General features: G+C 67.7%; 15 protein-coding genes and 1 tRNA gene. 11 read left to right on the forward strand and 5 right to left on the reverse strand.

Annotated features, from left to right (window positions below; genetic code table 11):
- The 4 genes from ACWGL1_RS07715 to ACWGL1_RS07730 all read left to right on the forward strand — a co-directional run.
- Positions 1 to 94 (forward strand): EF-Tu C-terminal domain-related protein (locus ACWGL1_RS07715; protein ID WP_192665346.1); only part of this gene is annotated, 94 nt, incomplete at its 5' end.
- 193 nt (positions 95 to 287) lie between these two features.
- Positions 288 to 1,871 carry an ATP-binding protein gene (locus ACWGL1_RS07720; protein WP_452111682.1) on the forward strand — a complete coding sequence of 528 codons (1,584 nt, stop codon included), beginning with the start codon at positions 288 to 290 and terminating at the stop codon, positions 1,869 to 1,871.
- 62 nt (positions 1,872 to 1,933) lie between these two features.
- Complete coding sequence (locus ACWGL1_RS07725; protein ID WP_312220681.1) at positions 1,934 to 2,074, forward strand: hypothetical protein; 141 nt, start codon at positions 1,934 to 1,936, stop codon at positions 2,072 to 2,074.
- A gap of 104 nt (positions 2,075 to 2,178) precedes the next feature.
- Positions 2,179 to 3,492: a hemolysin family protein gene (locus ACWGL1_RS07730; RefSeq protein ID WP_338578418.1), complete on the forward strand. Its 1,314-nt coding sequence runs from the start codon at positions 2,179 to 2,181 to the stop codon at positions 3,490 to 3,492.
- 23 nt (positions 3,493 to 3,515) lie between these two features.
- Here ACWGL1_RS07730 and ACWGL1_RS07735 read toward each other — a convergent pair whose 3' ends face one another.
- The 3 genes from ACWGL1_RS07735 to cydD all read right to left on the reverse strand — a co-directional run bounded on the left by ACWGL1_RS07735 (position 3,516) and on the right by cydD (position 7,385).
- Complete coding sequence (locus tag ACWGL1_RS07735) at positions 3,516 to 3,887, reverse strand: hypothetical protein (protein ID WP_291774096.1); 372 nt, start codon at positions 3,885 to 3,887, stop codon at positions 3,516 to 3,518.
- 193 nt (positions 3,888 to 4,080) lie between these two features.
- Positions 4,081 to 5,742 carry an amino acid ABC transporter ATP-binding/permease protein gene (locus ACWGL1_RS07740; RefSeq protein WP_452111683.1) on the reverse strand — a complete coding sequence of 554 codons (1,662 nt, stop codon included), beginning with the start codon at positions 5,740 to 5,742 and terminating at the stop codon, positions 4,081 to 4,083.
- Positions 5,739 to 7,385, reverse strand: coding sequence for a thiol reductant ABC exporter subunit CydD (cydD, locus tag ACWGL1_RS07745; RefSeq protein ID WP_452111684.1), 1,647 nt, complete (start codon positions 7,383 to 7,385; stop codon positions 5,739 to 5,741). The genes ACWGL1_RS07740 and cydD overlap by 4 nt, the downstream gene beginning before the upstream one ends.
- 238 nt (positions 7,386 to 7,623) lie before the next feature.
- On the opposite strand from cydD, the gene ACWGL1_RS07750 reads away from it, so the two are divergent.
- From ACWGL1_RS07750 to ACWGL1_RS07765, 4 genes are all read left to right on the forward strand, one after another.
- Entirely contained in the window at positions 7,624 to 9,189 is a 1,566-nt protein-coding gene (locus tag ACWGL1_RS07750) for a cytochrome ubiquinol oxidase subunit I (RefSeq protein WP_452111847.1), read from the forward strand.
- Positions 9,190 to 9,214: 25 nt separating this feature from the next.
- Positions 9,215 to 10,363 carry a cytochrome d ubiquinol oxidase subunit II gene (gene cydB, locus ACWGL1_RS07755; RefSeq protein WP_452111685.1) on the forward strand — a complete coding sequence of 383 codons (1,149 nt, stop codon included), beginning with the start codon at positions 9,215 to 9,217 and terminating at the stop codon, positions 10,361 to 10,363.
- Positions 10,364 to 10,385: 22 nt separating this feature from the next.
- Positions 10,386 to 10,505 (forward strand): cytochrome bd-I oxidase subunit CydX, encoded by a 120-nt coding sequence (gene cydX, locus ACWGL1_RS07760; protein WP_024355286.1) that lies wholly within the window; start codon positions 10,386 to 10,388, stop codon positions 10,503 to 10,505.
- 190 nt (positions 10,506 to 10,695) lie between these two features.
- Positions 10,696 to 11,349 carry an OmpW/AlkL family protein gene (locus ACWGL1_RS07765; protein WP_452111686.1) on the forward strand — a complete coding sequence of 218 codons (654 nt, stop codon included), beginning with the start codon at positions 10,696 to 10,698 and terminating at the stop codon, positions 11,347 to 11,349.
- A gap of 64 nt (positions 11,350 to 11,413) precedes the next feature.
- Here the strand turns inward: ACWGL1_RS07765 and ACWGL1_RS07770 are convergent, their stop codons facing one another.
- Positions 11,414 to 12,154 (reverse strand): Crp/Fnr family transcriptional regulator, encoded by a 741-nt coding sequence (locus ACWGL1_RS07770; protein ID WP_292056537.1) that lies wholly within the window; start codon positions 12,152 to 12,154, stop codon positions 11,414 to 11,416.
- Positions 12,155 to 12,213: 59 nt separating this feature from the next.
- On the reverse strand, positions 12,214 to 12,639 hold the full coding sequence (locus tag ACWGL1_RS07775; RefSeq protein WP_452111687.1) for a hypothetical protein: 426 nt from the start codon (positions 12,637 to 12,639) through the stop codon (positions 12,214 to 12,216).
- A gap of 102 nt (positions 12,640 to 12,741) precedes the next feature.
- Between ACWGL1_RS07775 and ACWGL1_RS07780 the strand changes: the two genes are divergently transcribed.
- From ACWGL1_RS07780 to secE, 3 genes are all read left to right on the forward strand, one after another.
- The gene (locus ACWGL1_RS07780) at positions 12,742 to 13,272 is read left to right on the forward strand and encodes a pyridoxamine 5'-phosphate oxidase family protein (RefSeq protein WP_312219156.1); all 531 of its coding nucleotides are present in this window, start codon (positions 12,742 to 12,744) and stop codon (positions 13,270 to 13,272) included.
- 138 nt (positions 13,273 to 13,410) lie between these two features.
- Positions 13,411 to 13,486: transfer RNA gene (locus ACWGL1_RS07785), tRNA-Trp, on the forward strand.
- Between the two features lie 71 nt (positions 13,487 to 13,557).
- Positions 13,558 to 13,857, forward strand: coding sequence for a preprotein translocase subunit SecE (secE, locus tag ACWGL1_RS07790; RefSeq protein ID WP_291774119.1), 300 nt, complete (start codon positions 13,558 to 13,560; stop codon positions 13,855 to 13,857).
- Positions 13,858 to 13,865 lie beyond the last annotated feature (8 nt).

Raw genomic sequence — 13,865 nt, forward strand, 5'->3', positions numbered from 1 at the left:
CACGCCGATCGCGATGGAAGAGAAGCTGCGCTTCGCCATCCGCGAAGGCGGCCGCACCGTCGGCGCCGGCGTCGTGGCCAAGATCGTCGAGTAATCGATGAGCGGCCCCTGAGGCCGCACAGTAAGAGTAGCGTAAGCGTACAGAGCGGCCCCCGGAGCGATCCGGGGGCCGTTTTGCCATGCGCGATTGCGTTGAATCAAAAGGAGACGCCCGACTTTGGTCTAGCGGGGCGGTTAAGGGTTTCTCAGCCATGGACGCGCCATGTGCCGGGCTGAAAGGACCCCTTATGACTGACGTCGACTGGCCGCGCCGCGCCGGCCTCTCCGCCGCGCTTGACGAGGCCGCCATCGTGGCGATTACGGATCGCGCGGGCCGCATCCTGTATTGCAACGACAAGTTCGAGGCGGTCAGCGGCTATTCGCGCGCCGAGCTGATCGGCCAGACGCACAGGGTGGTGAATTCGGGCGTTCATGCGCGCGACTATTTCCGCAACCTGTATCGGACCATCGCGCGTGGCGAAGTGTGGCGCGGCACCATCCAGAACCGCACCAAATCGGGCGAGGCCTACTGGGTGGACACCACCATTGTTCCGAACCTCGGGGCGGTCGGACGACCCGAGACCTACACCGCCATCCGTTTCGAGGTGTCGGACCACGTTCGTGCGCTCAGGGCCCTGGAGCTGGCGCAGGCCGAGGCGCGGCAGGCCGCAGAGGTGCGTGACCGCTTCTTCGCCAACGTCAGCCATGAGGTGCGTACGCCGCTGAACGCGGTGCTGGGCTTGGCCTCGGCCCTGGCGCACACGACCTTGACGCCGCGCCAGAGCGAGATGCTGAACCTGATCACCGGGGCTGGCGACTCCCTGCGCCGGGTGCTGGACGACATGCTGGACCTGTCGAAGATGCAGGCCGGTCAGTTCAGCCTGTCGCCGGCGTCGTTCGACCTCAGGCGCGACATCGAGGCGGTGGTCGAGATGCGTCGCGCGCTCGCCGAGGACAAGGGCCTGGCGCTGGAGGTCGCCTTCACGCCGACCGCTCGGGGCGAGGTGATCGGAGACGGGGTGCGCATCACCCAGATCGTTTCCAACCTTGTATCCAACGCAGTGAAATTCACCGCTGAAGGCCGCGTGTCCGTCCAGGTCGACGTGCGGGCGGTCGAACGCCAGGAGCGCCTCGTGATCGAGGTGCAGGACACCGGCATGGGCTTCGACGCCGAGGCCGCCCAACGCCTGTTCAAGCCTTTCGTCCAGGCAGATGACGCCATCTCGCGTCAGTTCGGCGGCACGGGTCTGGGCCTGTCCATCTGCAAGTCGCTGGCGGAACTGATGGGTGGAACGATCACTGTCGCGTCTGCGCCGGGCGAGGGCAGCGTGTTCAGCGTGGACCTGCCGATCCAGCGCCCGCTGTCGGCTTCGACGGAGGCGGTTGGGTCGGTCATCGAGAAACCCGAGGAGCCCGCCCGACTGCGCATTCTCGCGGTCGAGGACAACCCGGCCAATCAGATGGTCGTGCGCTGTCTGCTGGAGCCGCTGGGTTTCGAGATCGTCACCGCCGACAACGGGCTGGAGGGCGTGCTGCGATTCCAGAAGGAGCGTTTCGACGTGGTGCTGATGGACATGCAGATGCCGGGCATGGACGGACTGGACGCCATGCGTCGCATCCGCGCCGAGGAGGCGCGTCAGGGCGCGGCGCGCACACCCATCGTCATGCTGACGGCCAATACGACCGAGGCTCATCATCTGCAGGCGGTGCAGGCCGGCGCCGACCATCTGGTGGCGAAACCGGTGACCCTGGAGATCCTGCTGCAGGGCATGGAGCGAGGCGTCGCTGTCGCCGCTGAATGGTTGGATGAGAGCATGTCCTCGGCGGCCTGACCGGGGAACTCGGTTGCCGCGTCTCGCGTTCAGGCCGGGTCGTCAATGACCGGTTAACCAAGATGATCCGCGCTGCACGTCTGGGCCTGCTGATAGGTCTGGTGATCGGCCTTAGCGCCTGCGCCGCGCAGACCGGAGGCATGGGGCAGGGCGGCGCCGGCACGGGCTTCTACGGCGCCGTCGAGACGGGCCGATCAGGTTGAACGCCGCAGTTTCGACAAGAAAGCTGGCGCAGGGGCGGCATCGCCTTTACTATACGCCTCGCGGACGCCGTTAGTCGCGCCGCGTCAGGGCTTCTCCCTTTTCGATGTTGACCATCGCTATCGTCGTCGTGCTGCTGCTTGTGGTGCTGAACGGCCTTTTCGCCATGACCGAACTCGCGGTCGTGTCTTCCCGCAAATCCAAGCTTCAGAGCCGTGCCGAACGAGGCGATCGCGGCGCACGCGCTGCGTTGAAACTCGCTGAGGAGCCGACGCAGTTCCTGTCGGCGGTCCAGGTGGGCATCACCCTGATCGGCATTCTGGCCGGCGCCTATGGTCAGGCGGCCATCGCCGGCGAGCTGGACGACATCCTGACGGCGAATCTGCCGGCGCTGGCGCCCTATTCGCAGATCATCGCCACCGGCGTGGTCGTGGTGCTGATCACCTATGTCTCGCTGATCGTCGGCGAACTGGTGCCCAAGCGCCTGGCCCTGATCTTCCCCGAGACCATCGCCTCCAAGATGGCCGGTCCGATCTCGACCCTGGCCCTGGTGATGAAGCCGTTCGTGCTGCTGCTGACGGCGTCGACCTCGGGCATCCTCAAGCTGCTGGGCGTCAAGGATCGCGACGGTTCGGACGTCACTCAGGAAGAGGTGGAGAGCATCCTGGCCGAGGGCACGTCCGCAGGCCTGATCGAGCCGGAAGAGCAGGAGATGATCGAGGAGATCCTGCGCCTGGGCGACCGGGCCGTGCGCGTGGCGATGACGCCGCGCCACGAGGTCTACTGGATCGCCCTGGACGATTCCGAAGAGACGCTGCGCGAGGAAATTCGCACCTGTCCCTATTCGCGCATCGTGGTGGCGCGGGACAACGACATCGATAATCCGCTGGGCGTGGTCCACAAGAAGGACCTGCTGGACAGCCTGCTCGACAACGGCGAGTTCAACGTCGAGAAGCTGGTGGCCGAACCCGCCTTCATCCCTCAGTCGACCTCGGTGCTGAAGGCGCTGGAGATCCTGAAGGGCTCGAAGGTTCACATGGCTTTCGTGGTGGATGAATACGGCGCCTTTGAAGGCGTGGTCACGGCGACGGACCTGCTGGAGATGATCGCCGGCGACTTCAACGAGAGCCATGACGAGGTCGAGACGGCCGTGCGCAAGCGCGCCGACGGCACCTGGGCCGTCGACGGTCAGATCGATCTGGATGAACTGGGCGAAGCGCTGGGCGAGGACTTCGGCGAGCATGAAGGCTTCCACACGGTGGCGGGCCTGGTGCTGCACCATCTGTCGCGCGTGCCGAACGAGGGCGACATTCTTCAGCTGGGCCGCTTCGAGGTCGAGGTCATCGACATGGACGACCGACGCATCGACAAGCTGCTGTTCCGCCCTGTGATCAAAGGCGAGGAGACCGACGCCGCCTGATCAGGCGGCGCCGTCGTGGCGGCTCAGGTGCGGTCCAAAGGCTGGACCAGGGCGACCCGATAGGGACGCATGGGGCCGCCCGGCTCGGCCAGGGAGACGTATTCCCCCGGCACGAAGCGTTCGCTTTCGAGGCGGAAGCCGACGGCGTCGGCGTCCTCGCCGGGGAAGTCCAGCACCCAGCGGCCGTCCGCGCCCCGGGTCAGTTGGCCGACCGCCAGCGTCTCGCCGTCGCGGAAACGGCGGACGCGCGTGCGTTCGGGCGCGGCGAGCAGGGCCGGAGCGTCCAACCGGGAGTGTTCGTCCAGCGTCATGACCAGGTCATAGCCGTCGCCCGGATCGCCATGCGGCGCATCGGCCTCGCGGGCCAGCTCCAGCCGGATGTGATGCAGCGTCATGGTCAGCGCGCCTTGCGGTCGGCCAGATTGCTGTTGATCACGCCGTAGGCCATGGCGGCCATGAAGGTGAGGAAGAAGGCGCCCATGGCGGCGACGGGAGCGATGATTTCTGAGGGCATGGCAGTTCTCCTATGCCGACAGCAGAGCTCACCGTCCGTGGCCGCGCCTTGATGGAGATCAAAGGTCGGCCGGTTCAGGCGACGGCGCGAAGAGGACCGACGTGTGCCTGAACATGACCATCCGGGGCGATGCCGCTGACGGTCAGGGTCTGGTCGCACAGGGCCAACGGGGCCGGGCGGTGGCTGACCAGGATCAGGCCCTGACCGGTGCGCTGCAGGCGTTGGGCCAGCCGGTCCAGAACCTTGGCCTCTGTCGCGGCGTCGAGCCCTTCGGTCGGTTCGTCCAGCACCAGCCAGGGCGCGGGGCGCAGATAGGCGCGGGCCAGGCCCAGCCGCCGCCGCTCGCCGCCTGACAGCCGCGCGCCGTTCTCGCCCAGAGGCTCGTCCAGCCCGCCGGGCGCGGCGCGGATGCGGTCGGTCAGGCCGGCGTCCTCGAGCACTGCCCAGAGCTGATCGTCATCGGCCGAAGGGGCGGCCAGGCGAAGATTCTCGCGCACCGTTCCGGCCATCAGAACCGCCTGTTGCGGCGCATAGGCGAACAGCGAGCGCACGGTGTCGGGCGATAGACCGGCGCTGTCGACATCGGCGAAGGCGACCTCGCCCGGAACAGGCGCGCGCAGATGCATCATCCGCTCGATCAGGGTGGTCTTGCCTGCGCCGGAGCGACCCACGACGGCCAGGCGCTGAGGCGGGGCGAGACGCAGATCGGCCGACGACAGGCGAAGGGCAGGCTCGGCGGCGGACGTCGCGATGGGAGCCTCTCCATCCAGCAACTCGCCCAGACGCTGAACGGCGACGGCGACGGCGCCGTTCTGGCGCAGGGCGTTCAGCAGATTGCCCGCGCTCTCGACCGTGGCGACGGCGGCCAGCATGGCCAGGGCGGTTAAAGCGGGGGAGGCGGAACCGGCGGCCAGCGCCGCGCCCATGACGCCCAGCGCCATGGACAGGGTCTGCCCCGCCATCAGCCAGCCTCCGGCGCGGGCCAGGGCCTCGGCGGCGGCTTCGACGGCGCCGCCCTGACGGGCCAGACGATCCACGGCCCAGTCCTTCATGCCGTAGGCCTGAAGCTCGGGTGCGGCGGCGGACATGGCGGCGAAGTCGGTCTTGAAGTCGCCCATCGCCTCCTGCAGGCGGCGGCCCGCAGGCTCGGCCAGACGGCGGCCCAGGACGACGCCCAGCGCCACGCTGACCACGGCGGCCAGGGCGACCGCGACGGCGGCGCGCCATCCGGCCAGAGAGGCCATCACCATGCCCATCAACAGCCCAGCGCCCGCGCTCCACGGCGCGGACAGACGCACGAAACGATCCTGAACGGCGTCGACATCCTGCACCAGTCGGGCCGAGGCCTCGCCGCCCGCCAGCGACAGGGCTCGCGTCGTGGGGCCGCGCGCCAGGCCGTCGAACAACTGGGGACGCAGGGCGGCCAGGGCCTTCAGCGCCGCCTCGTGGCCGGTGACGCGCTCGCCATAACGGGAGGCGGTGCGGACGATGGCCAGGAAGCGGATGACCGCGCTGGGGACCAGATAGTTGAATACATGGGCTGCGGCCGGTCCGGCCGCGCCGGCCAGTGCGGCGGCGGTGATGAACCAGCCCGAGACGCCCAGCAGGGCCACGGCCCCGGCCGAGATCAGGGCGCCTGTGACCGAGGCGGCCAGCAGACGCGGGAACTGAGCGCGCTCCTGGGCGCGGATCATGGCCTTGAGGCGGACGACGCCGGGAGAGGACTGAGGCTTCACAGGCGCACCACCACATCGGCCAGTTCGGCCACGGCGTCGGAATGGGTCGCGATCAGGGTCGTGCGTCCGCGCGCCGCCTCGCGGATGAGCGGCAGCAGGGCGGCCTCGGCCTCGGCGTCCAGATTGGCGGTCGGTTCGTCCAGCAGCAGCAGGGGCGCGGGCTTGAGGAAGGCGCGGGCCAGGCCCAGACGGCGACGCTCGCCCCCCGACAGACCGCCGCCGCGCTCGTCGATCCGGCGATCCAGCGCGCCGTCGAGGCCCGCCTTGCGCGCGGCCTGTTCGATCTGTTCGGATGTGGCGCTGCGATGGGCCAATGCGATGTTTTCGGCCAGGGTTCCGCGGATCACGACCGGCGCCTGACCGGCCCAGGCGATCCAGGCGGTCAGGTCGGGGGCGTCCGACAGGTGCGCGGCGCCGACCTCGACCTCGCCGCCTGACAGAGGTGCCAGGCCCAGGAAGAGGTTCAGCAGGCTGGTCTTGCCCGCGCCGCTGAGGCCGGTCAGGGCGACGATGGAGCCGGGCGCGACCGTCAGATCGAAGCCGCTGAGCGCCGGCGCGCCGTCATAGGCGATCGCCACGTCTTTGAAACGCACGGCGGGCGCCGAGGCGGGCGGAGAGAGACGCGCGCGGGGCGTCTCGTCGCCCTGATCCAGGCGGCTGAGGCTGGGGACGGCGGACTCGGCGGCCTGACGGTCGTGATAGGCGGCGGCGAGGCGGCGCATGGGCTGATAGACCTCGGGCGCCAGGGCCAGCACGAAGAAGGCCTGCGCCAGGCTCAGTTCGTCGGGCGCGGGGAAGGGCAGCAGCTTCAGCAGGTTGAAGCCGCAGTAGACGGCGACCAATGCGACGGCCAGGGCCGAGAAGAACTCCAGCACCGCCGAGGACAGGAAGGCGATCTTCAACACCTTGCCGGTGCGGCGGGCCAGGTCGTCCGAGGCGCGGGCGATGACGCGCGTCTGCTGCGCCTCGGCCTGGAAGGACAGGATGGCGGGTAGGGCGCGCACCCGGTCCAGGAACAGGCCAGACAGACGCTCCAGCGCCAGGAACTGACGGCGGCTCTCGGCGCCCGCCGCCATGCCGGTCAGGGCCATGCCCAGGACGAAGGGCAGCAGGGTGAAGATCAGGATGCCGGCGGTGAAGGGGCTGACCACCCCTGCCGCCAGGATCAGGATCAGGGGGGAGACGGCGGCGGCCGTTCGGGCGGGGGTGAAGCGGGCGACGTGGCCGTCCAGGGCCTCGACGCCCTCGGCGGCGGCGGTCATGGCGGCGGCGTCCGACAAACGGCCGGCGAGGGCGCCCTTGAGGGCGCGGCGACGCAGACCGTTCTTGGCGGCGCGGGCGGCGCGGGTGTTGACGAAGACCGCGCCCTGACTGAGCGCGGCGCGTACGATCAGGGCGACGACCGCCAGCACCAGGCCGGGGAAGGCCTCGTCCAGGCCGCGCGGCAAGGCGCCGACGGCCAGGGCCAATCCAGCGGCGAAGCCGACGGCCGGGACCGTATCCGCGATCACCAGGGCTCCGCCCAGGCTCATCAGGCGACGCCAGGGGGACAGGGCGGCCTTCAGCCAGGCCGCAGGCGCAGCCGTCTCTGCGATTCTCGGGGAACTCGCCTGCTGAGGGTCGACCGGCTGGGCCGTCATCATGTCTCCAGGTGCGCCATTTTGGGAATGAGGGTCAGATCCGCCCTCATCCAGCGTGATCGACGACAATAGAGGATGGGGCAAAAAGCCTATGTGGCGAAAGGTCTTTGGGCGAAACGTCCTCTAGTTCAAGTCGCTGCCTCTGGCTTTGATCAGGATCAAGGCGCGCCAATACGCGCTGACTTAGGTTAGAGTAGAACGCCGGTCGATGGGGGCTGGCGGTCAGGAGCCTGGAACGATGATCGACCTGGCGGTCGTAGACCTTTCACGCCTTCAGTTCGCACTGACGGCGCTATACCACTTTCTGTTCGTGCCCCTCACATTGGGTCTCTCCTTCATGCTGGTCATCATGGAGAGCATCTATGTGATGACCCGTCGGCCGATCTGGCGGACGATCACCCGTTTCTGGGGCGTGATCTTCGGCATCAACTTCGTGCTGGGCGTCGCCACCGGCCTGACGATGGAATTCCAGTTCGGCATGAACTGGAGCTACTACTCCCACTATGTCGGGGACATCTTCGGGGCGCCGCTGGCGATCGAGGGCCTGATGGCCTTCTTCCTGGAGGCGACCTTTGTCGGCCTGATGTTCTTCGGCTGGGACAAGCTGAAGCCGCACGCCCACCTGTTCGTCACCTTCATGGTGGCCTTGGGCACCAATCTGTCGGCTCTGTGGATCCTGATCGCCAACGGCTGGATGCAGAATCCGGTCGGCGCCGCCTTCAATCCCGACACCATGCGTATGGAAATCACCGACTTCATGGCGGTGATCTTCAACCCGGTGGCCCAGGCCAAGTTCGTCCACACCGTGTCGGCCGGTTACGTCTGCGCCGCCGTGGTCGTGCTGGGCATTTCGGCCTTCTATCTGTTGAAGGGCAAGCACAAGGGCTTCGCCAAGCGGTCGATGACGGTCGCCGCCGCCTTCGGCCTTCTGTCGTCGTTGTCGGTGGTCGTTCTGGGCGATGAGTCGGGCTATGCCCTGACCGACAACCAGAAGATGAAGCTAGCCGCTCTGGAAGCCATGTGGCGCACCGAAGAGGCGCCGGCCGGTCTGACCCTGTTCGGCCTGCCGAACCTTGAGGACCGCCACACCCACTTCGAGGTCAAGGTGCCCTATGTTCTGGGCCTGATCTCGACGCGCAGCATCGACAAGCCGGTTGAGGGCATTCTGGAGCTGGTCGCCGTCGCCGAGGACCGCATCGAACGCGGCGTCGTCGCCTATGACGCGCTGGATAAGGTCAAGGCCGATCCGACCGACATGGCCGCCCGCGGCCAGTTCGAGACGGTGCGCAACGACCTGGGCTACGGCCTGCTGTTGAAGCGTTATGTCGAGGATCCGCGCGCCGCGACGCCGGAACAGATCAAGCAGGCCGCCTGGTCGACGGTTCCGAACGTGCCGCTGATGTTCTGGGTGTTCCGTTTCATGGCCGGCATCGGCTTCCTGATGATCGGCCTGTTCGGAACGGCCTTCATCCTGTGCACCCTGCGCAAGCATGAGACGAAGTGGTTCCTGCGCCTGGCCGTCCTGGCCATCCCGCTGCCGTGGATCGCCATCGAGGCCGGCTGGCTGCTGGCCGAAGTGGGGCGTCAGCCCTGGGCCGTGGAAGGCGTGCTGCCGACCTTCCTGGGCGCGTCCAGCCTGACGGTGGCCCACCTGTGGACCACGATCATCTGCTTCACCCTGCTGTACGGTGCCCTTGCCGTCGTCGAGGTCGGCCTGATCCTGCGCGCGGTCAAGAAGGGGCCGTTCGCCGAACAGGAAGCCAGCGAAGAAGACGCCGCTGCTGAAGGCGAGCCCGCGGTCGCCTGACCCGGTCGTTGAAGGAAAAAGAGAGATGGAACTTCCCCTCGACTACACCACCCTCCGCCTGATCTGGTGGGGACTGTTGGGCGTGCTGCTGATCGGCTTCGCCCTGACCGACGGGTTCGACATGGGCGTCGGCGCCCTGCTGCCCTTCGTCGCCAAGAAGGATGAAGAGCGCCGCATGGTGATCAACACCATCGGCGCGACCTGGGAAGGCAACCAGGTCTGGTTCATCGTCGGCGGAGCGGCGATCTTCGCCGCCTGGCCGCAGGTCTACGCCGTCAGCTTCTCGGGCTTCTACCTGGCCATGTTCGTGGTCTTGTCCGCGCTGATCCTTCGGCCGGTGTCGTTCAAGTATCGCTCGAAGCGGCCCGAGGCGCGCTGGCGCTCCATGTGGGACTGGGGCCTGTTCATCGGCAGCTTCGTCCCGGCCCTGGTGTTCGGCGTGGCCGTCGGCAACGTCCTGCTGGGCGCGCCCTTCCGCCTGACCAGCGACCTGCGCAGCTTCTATGAAGGCGGTCTGCTGGGCCTGTTCTCGCCCTTCACCCTGCTGTGCGGCCTGCTGTCCGTGTCCATGCTGGTGCTGCACGGTGCGGCCTGGCTGGCGATCAAGGGCGAAGAAGGTCCGGTGCTGAAGCGCGCCCGCGCCATCGGCACCGTCGCCGGCGTGGCCAGCCTGGTGCTGTTCGCGATCGGCGGCGCCATGGCGGCCTTCGGCGACATGGGCTTCCGCATCACCGGCGTGGTGGATACGGCGGGCGCCTCCAACCCGCTGCGCACGGCGGTCGAGGCGGCGCCGGGCGCCTGGATGGACAACTACGGTCGCTATCCGTGGATGATCATCGCTCCGGTTCTGGGCTTCGTCGGCGCCGCGATCGGTCTGCTGGGCATGTGGCGCAAGTCGGCGGCGCTGGCCTTCGGCGGATCGTCGGCCTCGGCGGTTGGGATCATCTCGACGGTCGGCCTGTCGATGTTCCCCTTCATCCTGCCCAGTTCGATCGACGCCCAGTCCAGCCTGACGGTGTGGAACGCCTCGTCCAGCCATACGACCCTGTTCATCATGCTGATCGTGGTGGCGGTCTTCCTGCCCTTCGTCCTGCTCTACACCGCCTGGGTCTACAAGGTGCTGTGGGGCCGCTCGACGACCGAGGCGCTGAAGACCAACCCCGACCTCTACTGATCCCGCGAAAGGAGATCATCCCATGTGGTATTTCGCCTGGATCCTGGGCCTCGGCCTGGCGGTGGCCTTCGGCGTCCTGAACGGCCTTTGGCACGAGTTCCGCCTGTTCGATGAGGGAGACGAGGGTCACTCGGAACCCTGACCCCCGTCATCTGACGGACAGACGAAAGATCCCCTTCGGCGCTGGCCGGAGGGGATTTTTCTTGGATGAAATCGACGAAGTTTCCGTAGCTTGCGCTGGATCAAGGCGGAGTGAGGCGAGCAGGCGCAAGGTCATGATGACATCGAAGCCGGGCCCTCTCCCGAGCCGGCGAATGTCGGGGATTGAACCGATGAAAACCGCCGCCGCCCTTATCGCTTCCGTCAGCCTTCTGGCCGTCGCGGGCGCCGCTTCGGCCCAGAACGCCGCGCCTGAGCAGGTGGGCAAGGGCTCATTGATCGTCACCGCGCGCATGACGGGCGTCCTGCCTCAGGCGGATGACGCCATCGTCACCGCCGCCGGGGCCGACAGCGGCCTGAATGTCGAAGTGGGCGACGATTGGATGCCGACGCTGGGCTTCACCTATTTCGTCGCCGACCACTGGGCCGTCGAGGCCATCCTGGGCGCCACCCAGCACGAGGTCCGCGCCAAGGGCGGCGCGACCGATGTAGCGGTGCATGAGACCTGGGTTCTGCCGCCGGTGGTGACGCTGCAATACCGGCCGACGCCGAACGCGACGGTCAGCCCCTATGTCGGGGCGGGCGTCGGCTACATGGCCTTCTTCAGCGGCAAGGATAAGAACGGCTTTGAGGTCGATCTGGACAACGGCTTCGGCGTGGCGCTTCAGGCCGGCGCCGACTGGAACATTTCTGGCCCGTGGACGCTGAACCTGGACGCCAAGAAGGTGTGGTTCGACACGGACGCCAAGATCAACGGCGGCGCGCTGAAGAGCAGCGTCAGCCTGGATCCCTGGGTCGTGTCGGTGGGCGTCGGCCGCAAGTTCTGAAGCCGATGCGGGGAGGGGCGCGGAACGTCAGGCCGCGTCCCCTTATCCCTTTAGACGGAATGGATCAGGCGGCGCCTTCGCCCAGGGCCTTCAGCGCGGCCGGGTCGGGCAGGGCGACGTCATTGCCCGGCAGAAGCTGGATCAGGCCCGAGGTCTTGAATTGGGTGAAGACCCGGCTGACCGTCTCGATCGTCAGGCCCAGATAGTCAGCGATGTCCAGCCGCGTCATCGGCAGGTGGACGTGGCCCACGGCGCCGCCCAGCTGCACCTGACGCTCGGACAGGCGGGTCAGGAAGCTGGCCAGCCGCTCGCGCGCCGTCTTGCGGCCCAGAAGGACGATCTGCTCCTGCGCCGCCATCAGCTCATCCCCGGCCAGGGCCACCAGACGGTGCTCCAGCGCGGGCAGGGCGTTCAGCAGTTGATCGAAGTCGCCGCGCCGGAACCGGCAGGCGTTCAGCGGCGTCAGGGCCTCGGCCGTGAAGCTGGACGGCCCGCGCCCGCCCAGGCCCAGGAAGTCGCCCTGGAACAGGAAGCCGGTGATCTGGCGTCGTCCGTCGGGCAGCAGGCGATAAAGCTTCACCGCCCCGTCCACGACGTTGAAGACATAGGGGTTCGGATCGCCTTCGTGGAACAGGGCCTGGCCCGGCTGGGCGGTGACGTTTTCGCTGGCGCAGGCCATGCTCTGCAACTCATGACCCTTGAGGTCCGCGCACACGCCCAGCGGACGGGCGCCGCAGGTGGAGCATGGATGGACGTCTTCCAGACGCACCTCTTCGATTTCGGCCTGGGCCGCAGCGGTGTTCACGAACGTCGTCTCCCGGATGACGCGGCAGTCTAGGCGATGAGGGGCTGATTCCGAATAGGTCAGCCTGTCCTAGCCGTCAGTTCGGCGGCGCAGTCCGGCGCGGCGGCTTCCTCGGCGTAGCGCAGTCGCGCGCCGAGCTGACAGGCGAGGGCCGTCAGCTCGACGGCCAGGCTCTGCCGCACCAGAGGGCGCACGCCCATTTCGCGCACGACGAAGGGGCCGGCCCACAAGGTCTCGCGGTACTCCAGGTCGGGCTGGCGCCACCAGCTGACGAAGCCCAGCACCCCGCCGCGCTGATTGCGCGCGCTGAGGATTCCCCGGCTTTCCGGCGCGGCGCGCCATGCGGTCAGGAAGGCGTCCCACTGGGCCGGCTCCAGATTGGGCCGCCACAGCCGCGCCAGGGCGAAGGCGGCGGGCGCCTCGGCTTCGCTGAGGGGGGCCACCTCCAGGCGAGGCGCATCGGACGCGAAGCGGGACTCTGTCATGGGGACATTGGAACCGAAGCGGGGTCCAGCCGCCTTGATCTGCGTCAAGGCCGCGCCGAAGCTGCCCAGCCAATCTGCCTCGTCATCTTCTGGAGAATCGCCATGAGCTCGACCTCGCGCATCACCCCGATCCACGGCGGCGCGGTGGCCGCCATCCTCAAGCTGCTGGACAGCCAGAAGCTGATGACTCTGGCCGTGAACCGGGCTGACGGTCGGCCGCAGGCGGCGACGCTGGGCTATCTGAACGACGGGCTGAACCTCTACTTCGTCACCGCCCGCGACAGCGAGAAGCTGAAGAACCTGACCGCCGACCCGCGTGTCGGCGTGGCCGTGCGCGGCGTGGGCCAGGAGGGTGAGGCGGTCGGCGTCTCCATCGACGGTCGCGCCGAAGAGGTCACGGACGGCGACGAGGTGAAGCGGCTGAACGACCTGATCATCGCCCGCTCGCCGGACATCAGCCCCTGGGCGCCGGGCGGCGACGCCGTCGCGGTGGTCAAGGTGATTCCCGAGGAGATCGAGGCGGTGGCCGTGATCGACGGCCGCAGTCGGGCCCAGACCTTCTCGGTCGGCGATTCCGACGCCCTGGTGAAAGGGCTGAGCTATGAGCCCAGCGCCGTGGCCCGTCTGTTCTGAGGAAAATCCGCGACTTCGCGCGCCTGCGGCGCAGATGGCCCTTGAAATGACCGTGGCCCTCGGGCATACGCCCCCCTCTGGCGAGGGTCGCGCCGCTGGGTGAATATCCACGGCGCGCTGATCTTTGTCCGGGACACTAGGAGTGTAGCTCAGCTGGTAGAGCATCGGTCTCCAAAACCGAGGGCCGGGGGTTCGAGTCCCTCCACTCCTGCCATTCCCCCTGTTGCGATCGCCTGGGACTTCCCATGTGGGGCAGCAGGATCCAGAGGTTGAAGAGACGTCAAAATGGCCAAGGCGAAGACCCCGGGCGGCCGCCGCTCCACGGGGACCAAGACCGCAGCAGCCGCGCAAGGCGCAGCGACCGTGGCCGTCGACGCGCCCGCGCCGAAGAAGAAGACGTCCATCCCGCAGTTCATCAACGAGGTTCGCGCCGAGGCGCGGAAGATCGTGTGGCCCAGCCGCAAGGAGACCTGGATCACTTCGGTGATGGTCTTCATCATGGTGCTGATCGCGGCCGCCTTCTTCTGGATCGTCGACACGGGTCTCGGCTTCGCGTCCCGCATCATCCTCAGCCTTGGCCAATAAAGGAGACG

Source organism: Brevundimonas sp. NPDC055812, assembly GCF_053616535.1.